This window comes from Cellulosimicrobium sp. Marseille-Q4280 (assembly GCF_943181405.1).
Classification (GTDB): domain Bacteria; phylum Actinomycetota; class Actinomycetes; order Actinomycetales; family Cellulomonadaceae; genus Cellulosimicrobium.
In genome coordinates this window covers 1-21,121 of sequence record NZ_CALPBY010000002.1, presented here as the reverse complement: position 1 = coordinate 21,121, position 21,121 = coordinate 1, and the positions used below count along the sequence as shown (strand labels likewise).

General features: G+C 74.1%; 22 protein-coding genes. 9 read left to right on the top strand and 13 right to left on the bottom strand.

What is annotated here, in order from left to right:
- Window positions 1–9 precede the first annotated feature (9 nt).
- The 4 genes from NFS20_RS04780 to NFS20_RS04765 form a co-directional block, all read right to left on the bottom strand.
- Entirely contained in the window at window positions 10–438 is a 429-nt protein-coding gene (locus NFS20_RS04780; RefSeq protein WP_251150629.1) for a TIGR03667 family PPOX class F420-dependent oxidoreductase, read from the bottom strand.
- Window positions 435–875, bottom strand: a complete 441-nt coding sequence (locus NFS20_RS04775) for a CoA-binding protein (protein ID WP_251150628.1) — start codon at window positions 873–875, stop codon at window positions 435–437. Before NFS20_RS04775 ends, NFS20_RS04780 begins: the two co-directional genes overlap by 4 nt.
- A gap of 162 nt (window positions 876–1,037) precedes the next feature.
- Window positions 1,038–1,499, bottom strand: coding sequence for an anthrone oxygenase family protein (locus tag NFS20_RS04770; RefSeq protein ID WP_251150627.1), 462 nt, complete (start codon window positions 1,497–1,499; stop codon window positions 1,038–1,040).
- A complete protein-coding gene (locus NFS20_RS04765; protein ID WP_251150626.1) occupies window positions 1,496–2,404 on the bottom strand; it encodes a Rossmann-fold NAD(P)-binding domain-containing protein in 909 nt (302 codons plus the stop codon). The genes NFS20_RS04770 and NFS20_RS04765 overlap by 4 nt, the downstream gene beginning before the upstream one ends.
- A 214-nt stretch (window positions 2,405–2,618) precedes the next feature.
- Here NFS20_RS04765 and NFS20_RS04760 point away from each other — a divergent pair, with 214 nt between their 5' ends.
- Window positions 2,619–3,578 (top strand): AraC family transcriptional regulator, encoded by a 960-nt coding sequence (locus tag NFS20_RS04760; RefSeq protein WP_251150625.1) that lies wholly within the window; start codon window positions 2,619–2,621, stop codon window positions 3,576–3,578.
- Between the two features lie 42 nt (window positions 3,579–3,620).
- Here the strand turns inward: NFS20_RS04760 and NFS20_RS04755 are convergent, their stop codons facing one another.
- Window positions 3,621–4,124: a metallophosphoesterase family protein gene (locus NFS20_RS04755; protein ID WP_251150624.1), complete on the bottom strand. Its 504-nt coding sequence runs from the start codon at window positions 4,122–4,124 to the stop codon at window positions 3,621–3,623.
- A gap of 49 nt (window positions 4,125–4,173) precedes the next feature.
- Here NFS20_RS04755 and NFS20_RS04750 point away from each other — a divergent pair, with 49 nt between their 5' ends.
- On the top strand, window positions 4,174–4,575 hold the full coding sequence (locus tag NFS20_RS04750; RefSeq protein ID WP_251150623.1) for a PNPOx family protein: 402 nt from the start codon (window positions 4,174–4,176) through the stop codon (window positions 4,573–4,575).
- A gap of 51 nt (window positions 4,576–4,626) precedes the next feature.
- On the opposite strand, the gene NFS20_RS04745 is transcribed toward NFS20_RS04750, so the two are convergent.
- The gene (locus NFS20_RS04745) at window positions 4,627–5,205 is read right to left on the bottom strand and encodes an AMIN-like domain-containing (lipo)protein (RefSeq protein WP_251150622.1); all 579 of its coding nucleotides are present in this window, start codon (window positions 5,203–5,205) and stop codon (window positions 4,627–4,629) included.
- Between the two features lie 153 nt (window positions 5,206–5,358).
- Here NFS20_RS04745 and NFS20_RS04740 point away from each other — a divergent pair, with 153 nt between their 5' ends.
- From NFS20_RS04740 to NFS20_RS04730, 3 genes are read left to right on the top strand one after another with little or no spacing between them, the layout of a single operon-like run.
- On the top strand, window positions 5,359–5,952 hold the full coding sequence (locus tag NFS20_RS04740) for an HhH-GPD-type base excision DNA repair protein (protein WP_251150621.1): 594 nt from the start codon (window positions 5,359–5,361) through the stop codon (window positions 5,950–5,952).
- 19 nt (window positions 5,953–5,971) lie between these two features.
- Window positions 5,972–7,222, top strand: coding sequence for an AI-2E family transporter (locus NFS20_RS04735; protein WP_251150620.1), 1,251 nt, complete (start codon window positions 5,972–5,974; stop codon window positions 7,220–7,222).
- A 52-nt stretch (window positions 7,223–7,274) separates the two neighbouring features.
- On the top strand, window positions 7,275–7,640 hold the full coding sequence (locus NFS20_RS04730) for a VOC family protein (protein ID WP_251150619.1): 366 nt from the start codon (window positions 7,275–7,277) through the stop codon (window positions 7,638–7,640).
- Here NFS20_RS04730 and NFS20_RS04725 read toward each other — a convergent pair.
- Window positions 7,613–8,626, bottom strand: a complete 1,014-nt coding sequence (locus tag NFS20_RS04725) for an AraC family transcriptional regulator (RefSeq protein WP_251150618.1) — start codon at window positions 8,624–8,626, stop codon at window positions 7,613–7,615. The two genes, NFS20_RS04730 and NFS20_RS04725, sit on opposite strands and share 28 nt — an antisense overlap.
- Before the next feature lie 112 nt (window positions 8,627–8,738).
- On the opposite strand from NFS20_RS04725, the gene NFS20_RS04720 reads away from it, so the two are divergent.
- Complete coding sequence (locus NFS20_RS04720) at window positions 8,739–9,617, top strand: NmrA family NAD(P)-binding protein (RefSeq protein WP_251150617.1); 879 nt, start codon at window positions 8,739–8,741, stop codon at window positions 9,615–9,617.
- Window positions 9,618–9,688: 71 nt separating this feature from the next.
- Window positions 9,689–10,579 carry an SDR family NAD(P)-dependent oxidoreductase gene (locus NFS20_RS04715; protein ID WP_251150616.1) on the top strand — a complete coding sequence of 297 codons (891 nt, stop codon included), beginning with the start codon at window positions 9,689–9,691 and terminating at the stop codon, window positions 10,577–10,579.
- Between the two features lie 36 nt (window positions 10,580–10,615).
- On the opposite strand, the gene NFS20_RS04710 is transcribed toward NFS20_RS04715, so the two are convergent.
- The 3 genes from NFS20_RS04710 to NFS20_RS04700 are packed head-to-tail and all read right to left on the bottom strand — an operon-like array spanning window position 10,616 to window position 12,953.
- Window positions 10,616–11,002, bottom strand: coding sequence for a hypothetical protein (locus NFS20_RS04710; protein ID WP_251150615.1), 387 nt, complete (start codon window positions 11,000–11,002; stop codon window positions 10,616–10,618).
- Between the two features lie 26 nt (window positions 11,003–11,028).
- The gene (gene cofE, locus NFS20_RS04705) at window positions 11,029–11,952 is read right to left on the bottom strand and encodes a coenzyme F420-0:L-glutamate ligase (RefSeq protein WP_251150614.1); all 924 of its coding nucleotides are present in this window, start codon (window positions 11,950–11,952) and stop codon (window positions 11,029–11,031) included.
- Window positions 11,949–12,953, bottom strand: coding sequence for a TIGR03557 family F420-dependent LLM class oxidoreductase (locus NFS20_RS04700; RefSeq protein ID WP_251150613.1), 1,005 nt, complete (start codon window positions 12,951–12,953; stop codon window positions 11,949–11,951). Before NFS20_RS04700 ends, cofE begins: the two co-directional genes overlap by 4 nt.
- A gap of 1,126 nt (window positions 12,954–14,079) precedes the next feature.
- Here NFS20_RS04700 and valS point away from each other — a divergent pair.
- Window positions 14,080–16,881 (top strand): valine--tRNA ligase, encoded by a 2,802-nt coding sequence (valS, locus tag NFS20_RS04695; RefSeq protein WP_251151203.1) that lies wholly within the window; start codon window positions 14,080–14,082, stop codon window positions 16,879–16,881.
- A 70-nt stretch (window positions 16,882–16,951) separates the two neighbouring features.
- Here the strand turns inward: valS and NFS20_RS04690 are convergent, their stop codons facing one another.
- Together NFS20_RS04690 and NFS20_RS04685 are read right to left on the bottom strand one after the other, a co-directional pair.
- Window positions 16,952–18,151, bottom strand: coding sequence for a baeRF2 domain-containing protein (locus NFS20_RS04690; protein ID WP_251150612.1), 1,200 nt, complete (start codon window positions 18,149–18,151; stop codon window positions 16,952–16,954).
- Window positions 18,152–18,283: 132 nt separating this feature from the next.
- Window positions 18,284–18,652: a chorismate mutase gene (locus tag NFS20_RS04685; protein WP_251150611.1), complete on the bottom strand. Its 369-nt coding sequence runs from the start codon at window positions 18,650–18,652 to the stop codon at window positions 18,284–18,286.
- A gap of 155 nt (window positions 18,653–18,807) precedes the next feature.
- Here NFS20_RS04685 and NFS20_RS04680 point away from each other — a divergent pair, with 155 nt between their 5' ends.
- Window positions 18,808–20,625 carry an AMP-dependent synthetase/ligase gene (locus tag NFS20_RS04680; RefSeq protein ID WP_251150610.1) on the top strand — a complete coding sequence of 606 codons (1,818 nt, stop codon included), beginning with the start codon at window positions 18,808–18,810 and terminating at the stop codon, window positions 20,623–20,625.
- A gap of 29 nt (window positions 20,626–20,654) precedes the next feature.
- On the opposite strand, the gene NFS20_RS04675 is transcribed toward NFS20_RS04680, so the two are convergent.
- Window positions 20,655–21,121 (bottom strand): ClpB D2-like domain containing protein (locus tag NFS20_RS04675; RefSeq protein ID WP_502800777.1); only part of this gene is annotated, 467 nt, incomplete at its 5' end.

Below are 21,121 nucleotides of genomic sequence, written 5' to 3'. Positions count from 1 at the left end.
GGCACCGCCTCAGAAGCCCCGGAGCTTCTCCGGCCGGACCCGCACCGTGACGGAGTAGTCGGCGTGGAAGCCGTCGGGCGTCGTACCGAGGCCCTCGATGTCGGCGCCGTACTTCTCGTCGTAGGCGGCGCGCTCGGCGGAGGTGAGGCCGCCGTCGTCGACCGTCGCGGTGCCCGTGAGCACGACGACGTCGCCGCCGGACCGGGTGCTGTTGAGGTGGACCGCCACGCGCGGGTTCGCCCGGACGTTGCGCAGCTTTGCGGTGCGCGGCTGGCTCTGCAGGACGACGTCGCCGCCGGCACCCCACAGGAACCACACCGGGGTGGGCTGGGGCGTGCCGTGCGGGTCGACGGTCACGAGCCACAGGACCCGGTCGTCGGCGAGGCGGGCGGCGGCGCGCCGTCCGAGCTCCGTGCCGCCGTCCACGACGGCGCTCATGCCACACGCCCCAGCCGCGGCAGCTCGATCGCGGGGCAGCGGTCCATGACCATGTCGAGCCCCGCGTCCCGCACGCGCTGCGCGGCGTCCTCGTCGATCACGTCGAGCTGGAACCACACGGCCTTCGCGCCGATCGCGACGGCCTGGTCGGCGACGTCGCCCGCGAGCTCGGACCGCACGAAGACGTCCACGACGTCCACGGGGAACGGGATGTCGGCGAGCGACGCGTACCCCTGCTCGCCGTGGACGGTCTCGGCCGACGGATGGACGGGCACGACGCGCTTGCCCGCCCGCTGCAGCACGCGCGCGACGCCGTACGCCGCCCGTGCGGTGTTGTTCGACAGGCCGACGACGGCCCAGGTCCCGGTGTCTTCGAGGACCCGGCGGATCGTGGCGTCCTCGGCGGTACCGGTCTCAGCAGGTGTGACGTGGCTCATGTCGGCGGCAACCGCGTCCCGGTCGCGGCTATTCCGGGGCGACCGTCGGGTGTCAGGGCCACGAGTCACCACGGTGACCCGTCGCCCTGACAGCGAGCTGCCGAGTCATCGTCGTCAGGGCCACGGGTCACTCGGGTGTCCCGTCGCCCTGACACGGTCGACTCAGACGACGAGGGCGACGGCCAGGAGCGCCGTCGCAACCGCACCCGCGGCGGTGCGGGCGTGGTTCCACGCGAGCCAGCGCGGCACGAAGGTCAGCCACTCGGCCGCCGGGTCGGTCGCGGCATCGAGCCGGTCGTTGAGCGGCACGTTCCCGACGGCCGTGATCCCGAGGATCCCGACGAGCGCGACGACCGCGCCCGCGAGCGCCCACCCCGCGCCGTCCGCGCCGCCCACGAGCCCGACGACGGCCGCGCCGGCGGGCAGGAGCACGGACGCCGCGAGCAGGAGCATCAGGGGCGGCCGCACCGCGGTGACGTTGATCGACCGCATCGCCGCGGCGCCCGCTCCCGGGTCGAGCCGCCGCAGCCCGGCCATGACGAACGCCGAGAACGCGTAGAGCACGCCGCCCGCGAGCCCCGTCGCGACCGCAGCCGCGACGACGAGGACCTCGAACGCGCTCACCGCTCCCCCGCCGCGCCGCGCGCTCCGACAGACCAGACGGTGGCCTCGCGCACCGCGAACTCGCCGAAGTCCCGCGGCTCACGGTCGAGCGCCCGCCGGACGCCGTCGGTCAGGTGGGCGCCGCGCCCGTCGAGCACCTCGGCGAACAGGTAGCGCATGAGGTCGACGACATCGTCGGGCAGCCCGGCCTCCGCGAGCCCGCCCGTGAACTCGTCCATCGTGATCGGCACGTACGCGACGTCGTGCCCGCTCGCCGCGGCGATCTCGGCGACGGCGTCCGCGAACGTGAGCAGTCGCGGTCCCGTGAGCTCGTAGACCTGGCCGGCGTGCGCGTCGTCGGTCAGGGCGGCGACCGCGACGGCGGCGACGTCCTCGAGGTCGACGAACGGCTCGGCGACGTCGCTCACCGGCAGCGCGAGCGTCCCCTCGCGCACGGGGTCCAGGAGGAAGCTCTCGCTGAAGTTCTGGTCGAAGAACGCGCACCGCACGACCACGCGGGCGGGGAAGACGTCGGCGACGGAGGCCTCGGCACGCTGCGCCTCCGTCTCGCCGCGTCCGGAGAGCAGGACCAGACGCCTCACCCCGGCCCCGCGCGCGAGCGCCGCGAACCGCGTGACGGTCTCGGGCGCGCCGGGGACCGCGAGGTCGGGCGCGTACGCGACGTACACGGCGTGCACCCCGGCGAGCGCGGGCGCCCAGGTGGTCTCGTCGTCCCAGTCGAACCGGGCGGCGCCGGCACCGCTGCGCGAGCCGCGGCGGACCGGGAGGCCGAGCGCGTCGAGGCGGTCTGCGACGCGGCGCCCCGACTTCCCGGTCGCCCCGAGGACGAGGACGGTCCCGGGTGCCGGGGACGCGGTCTCGCGGTCCTCGGGGCGGATCGTCGTGGTCGGGCTCGTCGAGCTCATGGCGTTCTCCTGTCGGCAGTTCGTACGGTGTCGAGAGACAGTCAACAGAGGTCCGGCGAGACGCTCCATGGCCGGGACGCTCGACCCCATGCGCGATCGTCTCGCGGACGGGAGGAGCACGACCCCGCCGGGTCACCGATCCCCGACCGTCCGTGGCCGGGTCAGGAGACGCCACGTCGCCGTCCGGGCCTCGGGTCGCGCGTACGCTGGCCGGATGGACGTGGTCTCCGGACTGCTCGACGGACCTCGCGCCCGCGGCGCGTTCCTGCTGCGCAGCCACCTGCGCGCGCCGTGGGGGCTGCGCATCGAGGACGAGGCGCCGCTGACGATCGTGCCGGTGCTGCGCGGCGCGGGCTGGGTCGGGCCGGCGCAGAGCCCGGCGCAGCAGGGCGTCGACCCGGACCCCGGCGTGCTGGTCGAGGAGGGCGACGTCGTCCTGTTCCGCGGACCTGACCACTACGTCGTCGCCGACTGCCCCACCACCCCGCCCCAGGTCGTCATCGGCCCGACCGAGGTCTGCCGCGCGGTCGACGGCGGTCCCTCCCCCATGACCGTGCTCGGCGTGCGCTCGTGGGGGAACGACCCGGACGGCGAGACCGTCATCGTCACCGGGACCTACCCGCTCGACGGCGAGGTGGGCCGGCGGATCCTGCGGGTGCTTCCCCAGCGCGTCGTGCTGCGGCGGGGCGACGTCGACGCGACCCTCGTCGAGCTGCTGGCGCGCGAGGTCGTGCAGGACCTGCCGGGCCAGGAGGCCGTGCTCGACCGTCTTCTCGACCTCCTGCTCATCTCGTGCCTGCGGACGTGGCTCTCCGGTCCCGACGCCCCGGGCTGGTACCGCGCCGACGCCGACCCCGTCGTCGGCGCTGCGCTGCGCCTCATCCACCACGACCCGGCGCACCCCTGGACGGTCGAGTCGCTCGCGCGCGAGGTCGGGCTCTCGCGCGCCGCGTTCTCCCGGCGGTTCACCGAGCTCGTGGGCGAGCCGCCCATGACCTACCTCACCGGGTGGCGCCTCGACCTCGCCGCGGACCTGCTCCTCGCGGACGACGCGACCCTGACGTCCGTCGCGCGCGCCGTCGGGTACGGCACGCCGTTCGCGCTCAGCGCGGCGTTCAAGCGCGTGCGGGGCGTCAGCCCCGCGGTCCACCGCGAGCGCGCCGGCGCGGCCTGACCGGACCGCGACCGGACCGGGCCGCGCGGGCGCCCGGCGCGCTCACCGCTCGACCGGGACGAGCACGACGTCGCGCAGGATCCCGTCGTCGACCACCGCGGTGAGGTACGTGCCGACCGGCTGGCGTCGACGGTCCGTCGGCGAGCCGGGGTTGAGCAGCCGCATGCCGCCGGGTGTCGTGGTGTCCCAGGGGATGTGGCTGTGCCCGAAGACGAGCAGGTCCGTGTCCGGGTACGCGGCGTCCGCGCGGCGCTCGCGCCCGTCCTTGCCACCGGTCTCGTGCACGACGGCGACGCGCAGCCCCTCGACCGTCGTCCGCGCCACCTCCGGCAGCCGGGCGTGCAGCTCGGGGCCGTCGTTGTTGCCCGCGACGCCGACGAGCCGCTCCGCGCGCGCCTCGAGCTGGTCGAGGAGCGCACCGTCCACCCAGTCCCCGGCGTGCACGACGACGTCCGCGGCGTCGACGGCGCGCCACACCTGTTCGGGGAGCACCCGGGCGCGTGCGGGCACGTGCGTGTCGCTGAGGAGCAGCAGTCGGGTCGGCACCTCGTCACGATAGGTCGCGCGACCTCGCCCCGCCGCGCGACCATGGGGCATGCCGATGCCGCACTGGGTCACCCGGACGAACAAGCACGTGCTCAACCCCGTGATGCTGCGGGTCGCGACGGGGATCGGGCCGATGGCGGTGGTCCGCCACGTCGGACGCCGCAGCGGGCGCGAGTACCGGACGCCCGTGTTCGCGTTCGCCTACCGTGGGGGCGAGCACGTGCGCGTGGTCCTCGCCCTCACGTACGGCCCGGACGTCGACTGGGTGCGCAACGTCGACGCCGCCGGGTCGTTCGTGCTCGAGCGACGCGGTGTCGACTACGCGGTCGACGACGTCCGCCGCCTCACCGGGGAGGGCGGCCTCGCGCTCCTGCCGGGCTGGACGAGCGCCGTTTTGCGCCGCACCGGCGTCGAGGAGTTCCGCACCGGGCGGCTCCGTACCCTGCCCTGACCCGGAGAGGACCTCCTCCCGCCCTCCGGCCTTCGCAGGCCTCCGCCGGCCTCAGCAGTCCCGGTGGCCCGTCGCGCACCACTCGTGCCCGACGTCGACGACGAGCCGGGACCCGGAGCCTGGGCCGGCGAGGACGAACGCGCGGAACGGCAGCCGCGCCCGCACCCCGAGCCCGACCGTCGTCACGCCCTCGAAGCTGCCGGCCCACGCGACGTGACGGAACGTGCGGTAGCCGGACGTGTCGACGAGCGTGCCTCCCACGCCGGTGAAGAACGCATCGGTCGGGATGACACCGACACGTGCCACGACCTCCAGCCGCGCCCCGCCCCGGACCGGGACGACGGCCCCCGAGCCGTCCATGACGACCTGGCTCACGTAGCGCACCGACCACGCGGTGAGCGGGGCGTCGACGTCGAGCACGAGCCGGTCGAAGCAGCCGTGGCGGCCGGCACGGACGTCGGTCAGCCGACCGGCGGACATGCCCGGCGCGCCCTTCGCGAGCGAGCCCCAGACCTGCCCGCAGTACGGATGGGCCGACGCCGCGGGGGCCGTGGCGACGGTCCCCGTCAGCAACGCTCCCGTGAGCAGCAGCGACAGGACGGACATCCAGACGAGCACTCGACGACGCATGGCGTACTCCTTCGTACCCCTCTCACGGTCCTCTGGCGGGCACCGGCTGTCAACGGCCCGGAGGCACGGGTTCGCGGGGCCGACCGGACCGGCCCGCGGGCCGTCTATCCGGCAGCGGCACCGCCTCCTCGCGGGGCTGTCATCATGGGACGCATGGCACGCGACCTGTGGATCACCGGAGACCCCGAGACCGACGCGCTCCTGTCGAGCGACCCGTTCGCGCTGCTCGTCGGCATGCTGCTCGACCAGCAGTACCCGATGGAGCACGCCTTCGCCGGCCCGCGCAAGATCCGCGACCGCCTCGGGTCTGTCGATCCCCACGCGATCGCCGACGCCGACCCGGACGCGTTCGTGACCCTGGCGACCACGCCTCCGGCGATCCACCGCTACGGCCGTTCCATGGCGGCACGGGTCCAGGCGCTCGCGCACGCGGTCGTGGACGACTACGACGGCGACGTCACGCAGGTCTGGACGCGACCCGGCGCCGACGGTGCGCCCACGGGCGCCGAGGTGCTCGCCCGGCTCCGCGCGCTCCCGGGCTTCGGGGAGCAGAAGGCCAAGATCTTCCTCGCGCTCCTCGGCAAGCAGCGCGGCGTCGAGCCGTCCGGGTGGCGCGAGGCTGCCGGGAGCTACGGCGACGACGGCTCGCGACGCTCGATCGCCGACGTGACGAGCGCCGAGTCGCTCATCGAGGTCCGGGCCTTCAAGAAGGAGCAGAAGGCCGCGGCGAAGGCCGCGAAGGCCTGACGCCCGCTACTGTCGGCGCGTGACGTCGACACCCGCCGCGCCCTCGCTCGCCCCCGCGACCCGCACGCTGCTCACGCTCGCCGCGGGGGTCGTCGTGCTCGCCGGTCTCTACGCGGCCAACGACGTGGTCGCCCCGATCCTCCTCGCCGCGGTGATCGTCATCATCTGCCACCCGGTGCGTCATCCGCTCGAGCGGCGCGGGTGGCCGCGATGGGCCGCCACGACCGCCGTGATCGTCGTCGCCTACCTCATCCTCGCCGCGCTGCTCGCGATGCTCGTCTTCGCGGGCTTCCAGTTCGCCGACCTCGTGCAGTCGTACCTCCCGCAGCTCCAGCAGGCGATGCTCGACCTCGTCGACCAGCTCGCCGCGCTCGGTATCGACACGGACATCGCCGACGCCGCGACGGCCTGGCTCGAGCCGGCGCGTCTCCTGTCGCTGGCGGGTGACGTGAGCAGCGTCGTGCTCGGCATCGCGACGGCCTTCTTCTTCGTTCTCGCGTACGCCATCTTCATGGCCGCGGACGGTGCCCGGTACTCGACGGCGTACGACGTCTTCGGCGCGAGCCAGGCCGGGCCGATCGACCGCGCGACGCGGTTCAGCGGCGGCGTGCGCCGCTACTTCGTCGTCAACGCGTCGTTCGGCGCCGTCGTCGCGGTCATCGACGGCATCGCGTTGACGATCCTCGGCGTCCCGGCGCCCGTCGTGTGGGCGATCCTGGCCTTCGTCACGAACTTCGTGCCGAACATCGGGTTCGTCCTCGGCCTCGTCCCGCCGGCGATCATGGCGTTCGTCGTCGGGGGCTGGCAGCTCGCGCTCGGCGTGGTCGCGGTCTACTGCGTCGTCAACGTGGTCCTGCAGGTGCTCGTCCAGCCCAAGTTCGTCGCCGACGCCGTGAACCTCAGCCTCACCCTGAGCTTCGTGTCCGTCGTCTTCTGGACGTTCGTCATCGGCCCGCTCGGCGCGATCCTCGCCATCCCGCTCACGCTGCTCGTCCGCGCGCTGCTGCTGGAGGGCGACCCGCGCTCCGGCTGGTTGCGCTGGCTCTCGGGCGACGACGTGGCGGCCGGCGCCGTCACGACGACGACGCCCGACGACGGACCGCCGCGCGCCGCAGAGCCGCTCGACGGGTCGCCCGACGAGTCGCCGGAGGAGACCGCCCGCGAGGCGGCGCCGGGCCTCGTCGCGACGGCCGAGCACACGGCCCCGGACGGCGCCGGGTCCGCACCGGCCGACCCGGGGAGGGGTGACGGGGCGGCCGAGACGTCCTAGCCTGGCGGAGGCGGGCGGTCCCGTCCGCCGATCATCGGGGCTCGGAGGCATCGTGGCGCACGGCGACATCACCCACATCGACATCCCGGTCAGCGACACGAGCCGAGCGACGACCTTCTACGGCGAGCTGTTCGGCTGGCAGATCGCCGAGGTCCCGGGCTTCGAGGGCTACCCGATGTGGCAGGCACCCAACAAGATCAGCGGTGGCGGGCTCGCCCCGCGCTCGGAGGGCTTCACGCAGCCGCGCAGCTACGTGGAGGTCGACTCGATCGACGACACCCTCGCCAAGGTCCGTGAGCTCGGCGGCACCGTCGTCATGGAGCGCTCGGAGATCAGCCCGACGTCGTGGTGGGCCATCTTCACCGACGCCGACGGCAACCATGTCGGCCTCTACGAGGGCACGACCGACGCGGGCTGAGCCCGCGGACGGGACGAGTCGCCCCCTCCCGGTTCCCTCGCGGGAGGCACGGCCGCGTCGCCCGCGCGATGTCGTGCGGGCGACGTGCCGCGCGCCCGCTTGAAGGCGACGCTCAGTGCGAACGGGTTGGCGTACCCGACCCGTCGCGCGATCGCGTCGACCGTGAGATCCGTCGAGCGCAGGAGGTCCGCGGCGAGCGCGATCCGCCAGTCCCGCAGGTACGTCATCGGGGGCTCGCCGACGAGAGTGGTGAACCGGCGCGCGAGGGCCGCCCGGGAGCAGCCGACGTCCGCGGCCAGCTCCGCGACGGTCCAGGGCCGCGCCGGGTCGTCGTGGAGGGCCCGCAGCGCCGGTCCGGCCACGGCGTCGCCCTGCGCGCGGTACCACCCCGGCGCCGCGGATCCCGGGCGGGCGAACCACGCCCGGAGCGTCTCGATGAGCGCCAGGTCGAGGAGGCGGTCGAGGAGCACCTGCTGACCCGGGCCGTCGCGCCCGACCTCGCTGCCGAGGAGCGACATCACGGGTCCCTCGACCTCGGCCCGACGGACCAGCACGACCGACGGCAGCGCGCTGAGCAGGCGTGCCGTCACGTCGCCGGTCACGCGGTACGTGCCGCTCGCGACGACGGTCGTGCCGTCGGCCCCGGCCCCGGCGGAGCGCCATGCGCGCAGCAGCTCGTCCGTCACGTCGACGCCCTCCGTCGTCCGCAACCGGTCCTCCGGCAGGACGACGACCGTGGGGACCGTCGCAGGGTCGTCGGCCACCGTGTACGGCGCCAGGCCCTTGACGAGCGCGACGTCACCCGTCCGCAGGTGCACGGGCTCTCCGCCGTCGGGCACCACCCAGGCCTGCCCCCGCATCGTCATGACGAGCGCGAGCGGCGCCCCGTCGGCGATGCGCAGCGCCCACGGCGGCTCGAGAACGGCCTGGCAGAAGGCCGCCGTCCGGGCGCGGACGCCGTCCAGGAGGTCGGCGAACGGATCCACGTCCTCACGGTAGACGCACGGACAGGCGATCGCGCGTCCCGGACATGGACCCTCCCCCGCTGCCTCGCTTCACTGGGAGCACAGGAGGACGGAACGACGCGAGGAGGCGGCGATGTACACGATCACCGGAGCGACCGGACACGTCGGGTCGGCGGCGGCGGCGGAGCTGCTGCGCCGGGGTGCCCCCGTGCGGACGGTCGTGCGAGATCCCGCCCGGGGCGAGGCGTGGGCCGCCCGCGGGGCCGAGGTCGCGGTGGCCGACCTCGGGGACGGTGCGGCCCTGACCGCGGCGCTCCGGGGAAGCGACGGAGCGTTCGTCCTCCTCCCCACCGACGAGACCGCCGGCGACGCGGGGCATCGTGCGCTCGCCGACTCGATCGCCGGCGCCGTCGGGGCGAGCGGCGTCGGGCACGTCGTCGTGCTGTCGTCGGTCGGAGCCGACCTGGTCGAGGGCACCGGCCCGATCCGGTGGCTCCACCATCTCGAGCGCGGGCTGCGTCGCACGGGCGCGACGCTGAGCGTCGTCCGGTCCGCGCACTTCCAGGAGAAGGTGGAGGACGCCCTGCCGGCCGCGACGACCGCCGGCGTCTACCCCGTCCTCGACGACGACCCGGACGGACCGGTGCCGATGGTCGCGACCCGCGACGTCGGCGAGCTCGTCGCGCTGTCGCTCCTCGCGCCACCGCAGGCCGACGAGGTCGTCGACCTCGACGGGCCCGCGTACAGCGAGCGCCAGGTCGCCGAGCTGCTGGGAGCGGCGCTCGGGCGACACCTCGAGGTCGTGGTCGTCCCCCGGGACGACCGCGTGCCGACCCTGACCGCATCGGGCGTTCCCGAGCCCTTCGCCCACGAGCTCGTCGCCCTCGCCGACGCCGGCGCACAGGGCCTCCTCCGACCGCGCGGGGACCGGGTGCACCGGTGCACCACCCCGCTGGAGGTCACGCTGCGGCACGTCGTCGCCGCAGCTGTCGATCCGGCACCGGCGAGATGACCACGGTGGAGGGTCGGCCGGGCCGACAGGGCCGGGTTCCGGCGCCGCGACGGGCGACGTCGACGGTCGTCATGACCGGCGGCACCTCGGGGTTCGGGCTGGTCGCCGCACGACGGCTCGCGGAGCCCGGGCGCGCCCGGGTGCTCGTCGGGGCGCGGGGGACGACGTCGGAGGGCGAGGCCGTCCCGCTCGACCTGGCACGGCTGGACTCCGTCCGCGAGTTCGCGGCCGCGACCCGGTACCGTCTCGGCGACCGGCGCATCGACGCGCTCGTGCTCAACGCGGGCGTCGTCCGGCCGGGCGTCGAGCAGCGGACCGCCGACGGCTTCGAGACGACGTTCGCGGTGAACCACCTCGCGCACTACCTGGTGCTCCGCCTCCTGCTGCCGCTGCTCGCGGACGGAGCCGTCGTCGTGCTGACCACGAGCGGCGCGCACGACCCGGCGACCCGTGCGGGCCTCGCGCCGCCGCGGCACGCGGACGCGACGCTGCTCGCGTTCCCCGAGCGCGACCCCGGGCGCGACGACCGACCGCGGCGCGCCGGGCAGCACGCGTACACGGCGTCGAAGCTGTGCACCGTCCTCACGGTGCGGGCGCTGTCCGGCGTCGAGGACCTGCGGTCGCGCGGGCTGCGAGCGGTGGCGTTCGACCCCGGTCAGGTGTTCGGCACGGGCCTGGTCCGCGCACTCCCCCGGCGGCTGCGGACGGTGTGGTCCGTCCTCGGCAGCCCGGTCGGAGCGCCGCTCCGGTGGCTCGACCCGACCCTCAACGGTCGCGACGACGCCGGTCGCGCCCTCTCCGCGCTCGCGCTCGGGCACGTCGCGCCCCCGCCGGGACGCTCCTACGCGGCGCTGCGACGCGGACGGATGACGTGGCCGGAGCCGTCCGAGGCGGGACGCGACGACGAGCTGGCCCGACGCCTCTGGGACGACAGCGCCCACCTCGTGGGCCTGGCGGGCTGACGCCGACGGCGGCGGGCGGGTGCGAGCCCTCGCTCCTCAGCCGCCGACCGGTACCCAGCCGTCGGGGTCACCGGCACGCCGCGGCCGCAGCGCGTCCGGGGCGGGCCACGGCAGCTCGTACCGGACGACGCGGACGTCGATCGCGCCGAAGTCGTCGGTCTGGACCACGACACGGTCCGGCGTCACCTCCACGAGGCGCACGCGCAGCGGCTCGCCGCCGTCCTGCTCGAGCGTCCAGACGTCGGCGAGCCACGACAGCCCGGTCGCCTCGAGCGCCTCCTCCGCGGCGAGCCAGTCGACCGGCCCCGTGAGGTCTCGCCCGAGCAGGGAGACGGCGACCCACTCGTCTCCCTCCGGGCGGATCCAGCCCACGGGCTCGCGGTCGTCAGGTCGGCGGTGCTCGATCCAGGAAGAGGGAAGCATCCGGGCAGGCTAGGCGCTCGCCCCCGTCACGGCCAGGCGTTTCGCCCGTCCCGGCCCTGCGGGTCGACCTGCGGACCGGCCCCGCCCTCGCGGAACGCCTCGGCGAAGCCGTCGCGGTACCCCTCCGCGTACCCGTCCTCGCGTCCCCGCGCGTGCGCCTCCGCGCTCCCCTCGCGGAACAGGTCGTCCGCGGACGCTCGGACGAGCACGCGGGCGCCGGGCCCGTCGTCGGCGGTCACGTGCGCACCGAGCCCGCGGACGACGGCGACCGGGCGCCCGTCCGCCTTGCCGCGCACGAGCTCGCTCGCCGACGCCACCTCGTCGGCGACGGCGGTCACGGTGACCGACAGTGGTCGCCCGTGGGCGTCGACGCCGTCCCGCAGGTCGTCGACGACCGCGACCCCCGCCGCGCCGATCGCGACGTCGACGAGGCCGTCGCGCCACGCGCGGCCCATCGTGTCGGTCACGACGACGCCCAGGCGCTCGACGCCGAACCGGCCGCGCAGCGCGGCGCGCAGCGAGCGGGCGGAGGCGTCCGGGTCGAGCGGCAGGAGCAGGACCGTCCCCTCGGGCGTGTTCGAGGCGTCGACGCCCGCGGCCGCCATGACGAGCCCCAGGCGGTTCTCGACGATCCGCAGCGGTGGGAGACCGGGCCGCTCGCGCGTCGCGACGACACGCACCGTCTCGTCGGAGATCGCCTGCTCGCGGTCGTCGGCAGCGACCACCCGACCCTCCGCCTTGGACACGATCTTGCTCGTCACGACGACGACGTCGCCCTCGGCGAGCGGCTCCCCGCCCGCGAGCGCGTCCCGCGCGAGCAGGTCGCCGACCAGCACCGCGAGGTCGTCGCCGGGGTGCACCTCCCCCAGGCCCGACGGCGCCCACGCGACCAGGCGGGCCGGCGCACCCTCCGGCGGCGCGCCGTCGGGCACGGACCCGGGTCCGGTCATCGGGAGAGCTTCGGCAGGACGTCGCGCCCGAACGTCTCGATCCACTCGCGCTGGTTGCGCCCGACGTTGTGGAGGTAGATGCGGTCGAACCCGAGGTCGACGAACTTCTGGATGTAGGCCCGGTGCTCGTCGGGGTCCGCCGAGATGACCATGCGGCCCTCGAAGTCCTCCGGGCGCACGAGCTTGGCCATCTGCTCGAAGTCGTGCGGCGAGCGGATGTCGGCCTTGGGGAACTTCATGCCGCCGTTGGGCCACTCGTGCATCGCGTTGGCGAGCGCCTCCTCGTCCGTCTCCGCCCAGGAGAGGTGGAGCTGGAGGACCTTGGGCATGGACTGCGGGTCTCGCCCGGACTCGCGGACGCCGTCGTCGAACTTGCCGAACAGCATGGAGATCTTCTCGAGGGGTGCGCCGACCGTGATGAGACCGTCGGCGTGGCGGCCCGCACGCTTGGCGGTCACGGGTCCCGCGGTGGCGACGAGGATCTCCGGCGGGACCTCGGGCATCGTCCACAGCCGCGTGGACTCCATCTTGTAGAACTGCCCGGAGTGCTTGACGTCCTTGCCCGCGAGCGAGGCCGTGAAGAGCTTCTTGATGACGTCGATGGCCTCGAACATGCGGTTGATGCGCTCGGGCGCCTCGGGCCAGTAGCCCGCGACGACGTGCTCGTTGAGCGCCTCTCCGGAACCGAGACCGAGCCAGTGCCGGCCGGGGTACATCGCGGCGAGCGTCGCGGAGGCCTGCGCGACCATCGCCGGGTGCCAGCGGAACGTCGGGGCGGTGACGCCCGGGCCGAGGTCGCCGGACGTGCGCTCGCCGAGCGCGGTCAGGACGTTCCAGACGAACGACGACTGCCCCTGGGCGGGGACCCAGGGCTGGAAGTGGTCGGCCGCCATCGTGCCGGAGAAGCCGTGCGACTCCGCGTACGCCGAGAGCTCGACGGCCTCGGTGGGGTGGAACTGCTCGAGCATGGCTGCGTAGCCGACGGTGAGGTCAGAGGACATACGACCGACCTTATGCCCGGCGCGCGACCGCCGTCTCGCAGCCCGCTACCCTCGCGACGTGCACCCCGACCCGACCGGCGTCCCGCCGTCGCTCGACACCCGCGCCCTCGTCGAGCCCGTCGATCCCGCCGCGGTCCGGGCGTACCACCGTTCGCGGACGGTCCACGGCCCCCGGTCGCCCGGCCGCGTCGTGCTCGGTGCGGTCGTCGGGACGCTCCTCGGCGCGCTGGCGCTCGCCGTCGTGGCGTCCGCGATCGCCGTCGTGCTGGCCCTCGTCGCCCTGGGGCTGCACGCGCTCGGCGTCGACACCCCGCTCGGCGTCCTGCCCTGGCTCGCGGTGCCCGCCGCGGTCGTGACCCTGGGGCTGGTCGCCGTGGCGATGCGACGCGGCTCGGCGCAGGGCCGCGAGCAGACGTACCGGCTCAGCCGCTTCGCCGCCGCGAACGGCTTCGACTTCGAGCCGTCGATCGAGGCTCCCGACCGCCCCGGGATGCTCTTCGGCGTCGGGCGACCGCGCACGGCACGGGACGTCGTGCGCACGCGCGGCCCCCGGCCCGTGGAGGTCGCGGCGTACAGCTACCAGGAGCAGCGCGGGAAGGCCGTCGAGATCCATGCCTGGTGGTACGCGATGGTCACGCTCGACCGGGCGCTGCCCCACCTCGTGGTCGAGACGCGACGCACCGACGGTTCGCGGGGCGCCCCGGCCCCGCACGCGCTCGACCGCTCGCAGGAGCTCGAGCTCGATGGCGAGCTCGGCGGGCGTGTGCGCGTCTCGTGCCTCGACGGCGCCCAGGACGAGGCGCGGGCCGTGCTCTCCCCCGACGTCGTCGGCGGCATCGTGGGGGCACCGGTCCCGGTGTCGGTGGAGGTGGTCGACGACCGGCTGTTCCTCTACAGCAGGCAGCCGCTCGTCACCCTGCAGCCCGCGACGTGGGAGTGGGTCCTGCGGACGGCCGAGTGGCTCTCCGCACAGCTGGGCGGCGCGCACGCCGCCCTGCCCAGGCAGCCGGGCCCGCCGGACGGACGACCGGGGACTCCGCTGGCGGCGAGCGGGCGCCTGCGTCGCCGCGGCCACGCGGCGAGACGCCGTCCGTCGGCACCCGGGGATCTGGGAGAATGGGCGACCATGAGCGACTTCCCGACGAACGCGCCCGTAGGCGCGGCAGACCCCGCTGCAGCAACGACCCCCACCGCCGGCCAGGTAGCCGGCGACGTCGTCCGCGCGGTGGTCACGGGAGTACCCGACCGCGTGAGCATCGACGGGCTCGAGGACCTGCACGGCGCGCGCTGGGCCGAGCAGGGGACGTACGCGTTCGACCGGACGAAGACCCGCGAGCAGGTCTACTCGATCGACACCCCGCCCCCGACGGCGTCCGGGTCGCTGCACGTCGGCCACGTCTTCTCCTACACGCACACCGACGTCGTCGCCCGCTACCAGCGCATGCGCGGCCTCGAGGTCTTCTACCCGATGGGCTGGGACGACAACGGCCTGCCCACCGAGCGGCGCGTGCAGAACTACTACGGCGTGCGGTGCGACCCGACGCTGCCCTACGTCGAGGGCTTCGTGCCCCCGCAGGAGGGCGGCGAGGGGAAGTCGTCGAAGACCCCGGACGTCCCCGTCAGCCGACGCAACTTCATCGAGCTGTGCGAGCGCCTCACCGTCGAGGACGAGAAGCAGTTCGAGGCGGTCTGGCGCCGCCTCGGTCTCTCGGTCGACTGGGCGCAGACGTACCAGACGATCGACGCACGGTCGCGCACCGCGGCGCAGCGCGCGTTCCTGCGCAACCTCGCACGCGGCGAGGCCTACCAGGCACAGGCGCCGGGCCTGTGGGACGTGACGTTCCAGACCGCGGTCGCCCAGGCCGAGCTCGAGGCGCGCGAGTACCCCGGCCACTTCCACAAGGTCGCCTTCCACCGCACCGCCGACGGCGTGGCCACGGGCGAGGTCGTGCACATCGAGACCACGCGCCCCGAGCTGCTCGCGGCGTGCGTCGCGCTCGTCGCGCACCCCGACGACGAGCGCTACCAGCACCTGTTCGGCACGACCGTGCGCTCGCCGCTGTTCGACGTCGAGCTCCCCGTCCTCGCGCACCCCGCCGCGGAGCCGGGCAAGGGCGCGGGCATCGCGATGTGCTGCACGTTCGGCGACCTGACGGACGTGCAGTGGTGGCGCGAGCTGCAGCTCCCGACCCGGTCGATCATCCAGCGCGACGGGCGCATCGTGCGCGAGACCCCCGAGTGGGTGACGTCGCACACCGGTCAGGGGCTCTTCGCCGAGATGGCCGGCAAGACGACGTTCTCCGCGCGCCAGGTCGTCGTCGACGCCCTGCGGGACTCGGGCGACCTCGTCGGCGAGCCCGTGCCGACGCAGCGCATGGCCAACTTCTACGAGCGGGGCGAGAAGCCGCTCGAGATCGTCACCTCACGCCAGTGGTACATCCGCAACGGCGGCCGCGACTGGACCACCGCGGACGGCGAGCGCCGCGACCTGCGCGGCGAGCTGCTGCAGCGGGGCAAGGAGCTCGCCTTCCACCCCGACTTCATGCGCGTGCGCTACGAGAACTGGGTCGGCGGCCTCAACGGGGACTGGCTCGTCTCGCGCCAGCGCTTCTTCGGTGTCGCGATCCCGCTCTGGTACCCCGTGCTCGAGTCGGGCGAGCTGGACCACGACCACCCGATCGTGCCGTCCGAGGACGCGCTCCCCGTCGACCCCTCGTCCGACGCGCCCGCCGGGTACACCGAGGACCAGCGGGGGAAGCCGGGCGGCTTCGTCGGCGAGAACGACATCATGGACACGTGGGCGACGTCGTCGCTCACCCCGCAGATCGCCGGCGGGTGGGAGGTCGACACCGACCTGTTCGAGCGCGTCTTCCCCATGGACCTGCGCCCCCAGGGCCAGGACATCATCCGGACGTGGCTGTTCTCCACCGTCGTGCGCTCGCACCTCGAGCACGGCTCGTTGCCCTGGAAGAACGCGGCGATCTCGGGCTGGATCCTCGACCCGGACCGCAAGAAGATGTCGAAGTCCAAGGGCAACGTCGTGACGCCGATGGGCCTGCTCGAGGAGCACGGCTCGGACGCGGTGCGCTACTGGGCGGCGTCGGCGCGCCTCGGTACGGACGCCGCGTTCGAGGTCGGCCAGATGAAGATCGGGCGCCGCCTCGCGATCAAGATCCTCAACGCGTCGAAGTTCGCGCTCTCGTTCGGCGTCGACGCCGAGACGGGTACCGGCGAGATCGTCCTGGACCCCGCGGCCGTCACCGAGACGCTCGACCGCGCGATGCTCGCGGGGCTCGCGTCGGTCGTCGAGCGCGCCACCGAGGCGTTCGAGGCGTACGACCACACGCGCGCGCTCGAGATCACCGAGACGTACTTCTGGACGTTCTGCGACGACTACCTCGAGCTCGTCAAGGACCGCGCCTACGGGGCGGGCGCCACCGCGTCGGACGTCTCGCCCGAGACCCGGTCGGCGCGCGTCGCGCTCGCGATCGCCCTCGACACGCTGCTGCGCCTCTTCGCGCCGTTCGTGCCCTTCGCGACCGAGGAGGTCTGGTCCTGGTGGCGCGCCTCCGAGGGCTCGATCCACCGCGCGCCGTGGCCCACGCCCGACGTCGCGCGCTCGGCCGCAGGCGACGCCGACCCCGCCGTGCTCGCTGCCGCAGGCCACGCGCTCGCCGCGCTGCGCAAGGTCAAGTCCGAGGCCAAGGTGTCCATGCGCACGCCGATCCTCGCCGCGACCGTCGCCGTCCCCGGCGCCTCTCTCGCCGGCGTCGAGGCGGCGGTGGTCGACGTCCGCAACGGCGGCCGCGTCACCGGGTCGCTCGACCTCGTCGAGGCGGCCGAGGGCCAGGGCGACCCTGCCGTCCAGGGCGGGATCGTCGTCGTCACCTCGGAGCTCGGCGAGCCGGAGGCTCGCAAGAAGGCCTGAACCGGCGGCCTCGTCGGCCACGCAGCACGACGCCCTCCTCGCTCCCGGCGAGGAGGGCGTCGCCCGTCGGTCAGATGATCTCGCCGCGCAGCCGCGAGTCGTCCCCGGACATCGTCGCCGCGACCTCGCGCGGCGTCCCCTCGTCCGTCCACCGCAGGGTCGCGCCGACGCCCTCGATGAGCTCGACGCTGCCCTCCGGGGCGAACGTCAGGCCGGCGTCCTGGCCGATCGCCGCGCGCACGAGCGCGACGGTCGCCGGCAGCTTCTCCAGCCCGTCGGTGACGCCGAGGTCCTCGATGGCCTCCTTCGTCGCGGCGATGTGGAGCGGGCTCGGACCGATCCACAGCGAGCGACCGTCGAGCGCGGTGTCCTGCCCGTACTCGTCGGCGAGGACCAGCTCGGAGACCTGGCCCCGCGCGAGCACGGCCACGACGTCCTCGATCGACGTCACCGCCCCCGACTCGCGTCCCTGCTCCTGGCGGTACTCGGCGAGCACCTTCTCGCGCCGTCTCTCGCGGAAGCTGTCGAGCGCGTCGCTGACGTGGGCCTCGAACGCGGCCTCGTTGATCCCTGCCCCGCGCCCGCCGCCGGGCACCTCCACGACGAGCTCCTCGACCGGACGCTTCAGCGCCCCGCGCAGCAGCGGGACGGCGCGGACGTCACCGGTCAGCAGGATGAGCTCGGGCCGGTGCTCGGCGACCTGGCGCTCGAGCTCGGTGGCGACCACCTCGGCGTTGCGCTCCCAGGAGTCCTCGGCCCGCGACTCGATGCGCTTGTGCGACAGGCCACCGGTGCGCACCTTGTTGATGACGTCGTGGCCGCCCTCGACGCTCTCCGGCTCCTGGTACGGCAGGTGGCCGCCCGCGACGGACCAGGTGAGGTCGGCGCCCTGGCGGTCGACCACGACGCGCACGTAGTCCACCGACTCGTCGGCCGCGCGCGCGGCCTGGAGCAGAGCGGGGACGGGGCCCCACGCTCCCTTCGTCTGTGCGGGCGGGTCCTTGAGGACCCGGTCGACGAGGATCCCCGTGTCGTCGGCGATCAGCACGCGCCCGTGCAGGCCCGCGACCCTCGTCGGCCGCAGGACCACCTCCTCGAGGTCGTCGAGCACCGCGTCGGGCGCTCCCTCCTGGTGGAGCTGGCGACGCACGCCCTTCCACCGGTTCTCGACCTCGCGGTCCGCGGCCTCGTTGGCCCGTGTCGCGTCGATGTACACCGTCGCGAAAGGGCCCGGGTGGCCGAGGAGAGGCTTGAGCCAATCGATCTTCATGCGAACACCTCATGACGTCCGTCGGCAGACGGGCGGGCTCGCCACGGACCGCGGCGGCCCGCCCTCGGTCCACACCAGGGTCCGTCAGATCGGCAGGCCCCGCCACCGCGCCACCCGACGACCGGGGAGCGCTCAGGAGTACGTGTCGAGGACGGGGACGGAGCCCCCGGCGGCCGCGTGCTCCGCGGCGATGTGCTCGTGGTGACGGATGACCTCGTGGACGATGAACTCGCGGAACGCCTCGGCGAACTCCGGGTCGAGACCGGCCGACGACGCGATGCCGGTGAGCCGTTCGATCTGCTGCCGGTCCCGCGTGGGGTCGGCCGGGGGCAGTCCGCCCGTGGCCTTGAGCTCGCCGACCCGTCGGGTGAACTTGAAGCGCTCCGCGAGCAGGTGCATGAGCGCCGCGTCGATGTTGTCGATGCTGGCGCGCAGCGTGAGGATCTCGGGAGGGATCTCCCGCGCGCCCGACGGCGCCGGCTGCTCAGGGTTCGTCGTCACCCCCCGATCCTAGGTCCGCCGATGGCGGTGCTCCGACGTCGGGCACGGGCGTGCGGCCGGACCCCGCGGCAGGGACGGTGGAACGCAGTACCGCGAGTACGGAGTAAAGTGGCACGCCGTCCCACCCTGACCGTCCCACTCAGCGGAGAGTCCTCATGACGGAACACGTGTCGCCGAGCCTCGTCGAGGTCTCCCCTCGCGCGACCATCAGCACGCTCCTGCTCGACCGCGTCGCGCGTGCGGCGTCGGCCCCGATGATCGAGCGACGCGACGCGCCGGGCGGCGCGTGGTCGACGATGACGGTCCAGGAGTTCGCGGACGACGTGCTGGCGGTGGCGCGCGGCCTCGTCGCCCGCGGTGTCGCGGTGGGCGACCACGTCGCGATCATGTCGCGCACGCGGTACGAGTGGACGCTCCTCGACTTCGCGACCTGGTCGGTCGGCGCCGTCCCCGTCCCGGTGTACGAGACGTCGTCCCCCGACCAGGTGCACTGGATCTGCTCCGACGCCGACGTCCGCCTCGCGGTCGTCGAGACCGCCGAGCACGCCGCGTCCGTCGCGTCCGTCCGTGACGACCTGCCCGGCCTCGAGGACGTCCTCGTCATCGACGACGGCGCCGTCGACGCGCTGCGGGCGGCCGGTCGTGGCGTCCCCGTGGAGGAGGTCGACCGCCGTCGGTCCGCCCGGTCTGCCGACGACCTCGCGACGATCATCTACACGTCCGGGTCGACGGGGCGCCCGAAGGGGGTCGAGCTCACGCACCGCAGCTTCGTCCACCTCGCGATGAACGGTCGCGCAGGCCTCGCGGAGATCCTCGACTCCCCCGGGGCGCGCACGCTCCTGTTCCTCCCGCTCGCGCACGTCTTCGCGCGGTTCATCCAGGTGGTCGTCGTAGCGGCCGACTCGGTCCTCGCGCACAGCTCCGACACGAAGAACCTCGTCGCCGACCTCGGGACGTTCCGGCCGACCTTCCTCCTCGCGGTGCCCCGCGTGTTCGAGAAGGTGTACAACTCGGCGGAGCACAAGGCCCGGGCCGGCGGGAAGGCGAAGCCGTTCCACTGGGCGGCCAAGGTCGCGATCTCGTACTCGCGCGCGCTCGACACCCCGCGCGGACCGTCGCTCCCCCTGAAGGTGCAGCACGCCGTCGCGGACCGTCTCGTCTACCGCACGCTGCGCGGCGCGATGGGTGGCCGGCTCACCCACTCGATCTCCGGCGGCGCACCCCTCGGCGAGCGCCTCGGGCACTTCTTCCGCGGCGTGGGCCTGCGGATCCTCGAGGGCTACGGCCTCACCGAGACCACGGCGCCCACCGCGGTGAACCTCCCCGGACTGACGAAGATCGGCACGGTCGGACCCGCGTTCCCCGGGACGGCCCTGCGGATCGACGCCGACGGCGAGCTCCTCGTCAAGGGCGACCACGTGTTCCGCGGCTACCGCAACCGGCCGGACCTCACCGCCGAGGCGCTCCAGGACGGCTGGTTCCGCACGGGCGACCTCGGCTCGTTCGACGCGGACGGCTACCTGCGGATCACCGGGCGCAAGAAGGAGATCATCGTCACCGCAGGCGGCAAGAACGTCGCGCCGGCGGTCCTCGAGGACCGCCTGCGGGCGCACCCGATCGTCAGCCAGGTGGTCGTCGTCGGCGACCAGCGTCCGTTCATCGGCGCGCTCGTGACGCTCGACCACGAGATGCTGCCCGGCTGGCTCTCGACCCACGGCCTGCCCGCGATGGACGTCGCGACGGCGGCGAAGGACGCGGGGGTGCTCGACGCCCTCGACCGCGCCGTCGAGCGGGCGAACGAGGCCGTGTCCCGCGCCGAGTCGATCCGCAAGATCACGGTGCTCGACACGGACTTCACGGAGGAGAACGGCTACCTCACGCCGTCGCTCAAGGTGAAGCGCGCCCGCGTCGTCGAGGACTTCGCCGGCACGATCGACGACCTGTACGGCGCGAAGGTCGGCACGGACGCCTGACGCTCCGGCGCCGTCCGGTCGGGGACGGTCTACGCGGACTTCTCGCGGGGGGTGCGGGTGCGGGTGGTGGCGCGCGGCACGATGGTCGGGTTGACGTTGTCCAGCACGACCTCGCGGGTGATCACGACCCGCTCCACGTCATCACGCGAGGGCACGTCGAACATCACCTGCTGCAGCACCTCCTCCATGATCGCGCGCAGCCCCCGCGCCCCCGTCCCGCGCAGCAACGCCTGCTCCGCGACCGCCTCCACCGCGGTGTCCGTGAACTCCAGCTCCACCCCGTCGATCGCGAACATCCGCTGATACTGCTTGACCAGCGCGTTGCGCGGCTGCGTCAGGATCCGCACCAACGCCTCCGCGTCCAACGCCCCCACCGACGCGATCACCGGCAACCGACCGATGAACTCCGGGATCAACCCGTACCGGTGCAGATCCTCCGGACGCACCTGCGCGAACAGGTCCTCCCCCGCCCCCGTGTCGATCGGCGCACCGAACC

Bases quoted from the DNA above. Each gene is read 5' to 3' on its own strand.
- NFS20_RS04700 (WP_251150613.1), bottom strand. From the start codon at position 12,953: ATGTCCTCTGACCTCACCGTCGGCTACGCAGCCATGCTCGAGCAGTTC.
- NFS20_RS04780 (WP_251150629.1), bottom strand. From the start codon at position 438: ATGAGCGCCGTCGTGGACGGCGGCACGGAGCTCGGACGGCGCGCCGCC.
- valS (WP_251151203.1), top strand. From the start codon at position 14,080: ATGAGCGACTTCCCGACGAACGCGCCCGTAGGCGCGGCAGACCCCGCT.
- NFS20_RS04775 (WP_251150628.1), bottom strand. From the start codon at position 875: ATGAGCCACGTCACACCTGCTGAGACCGGTACCGCCGAGGACGCCACG.
- NFS20_RS04740 (WP_251150621.1), top strand. From the start codon at position 5,359: ATGGCACGCGACCTGTGGATCACCGGAGACCCCGAGACCGACGCGCTC.
- NFS20_RS04765 (WP_251150626.1), bottom strand. From the start codon at position 2,404: ATGAGCTCGACGAGCCCGACCACGACGATCCGCCCCGAGGACCGCGAG.
- NFS20_RS04680 (WP_251150610.1), top strand. From the start codon at position 18,808: ATGACGGAACACGTGTCGCCGAGCCTCGTCGAGGTCTCCCCTCGCGCG.
- NFS20_RS04760 (WP_251150625.1), top strand. From the start codon at position 2,619: ATGGACGTGGTCTCCGGACTGCTCGACGGACCTCGCGCCCGCGGCGCG.
- NFS20_RS04745 (WP_251150622.1), bottom strand. From the start codon at position 5,205: ATGCGTCGTCGAGTGCTCGTCTGGATGTCCGTCCTGTCGCTGCTGCTC.
- NFS20_RS04710 (WP_251150615.1), bottom strand. From the start codon at position 11,002: ATGCTTCCCTCTTCCTGGATCGAGCACCGCCGACCTGACGACCGCGAG.
- NFS20_RS04720 (WP_251150617.1), top strand. From the start codon at position 8,739: ATGTACACGATCACCGGAGCGACCGGACACGTCGGGTCGGCGGCGGCG.
- NFS20_RS04750 (WP_251150623.1), top strand. From the start codon at position 4,174: ATGCCGATGCCGCACTGGGTCACCCGGACGAACAAGCACGTGCTCAAC.
- NFS20_RS04715 (WP_251150616.1), top strand. From the start codon at position 9,689: ATGACCGGCGGCACCTCGGGGTTCGGGCTGGTCGCCGCACGACGGCTC.
- cofE (WP_251150614.1), bottom strand. From the start codon at position 11,952: ATGACCGGACCCGGGTCCGTGCCCGACGGCGCGCCGCCGGAGGGTGCG.
- NFS20_RS04690 (WP_251150612.1), bottom strand. From the start codon at position 18,151: ATGAAGATCGATTGGCTCAAGCCTCTCCTCGGCCACCCGGGCCCTTTC.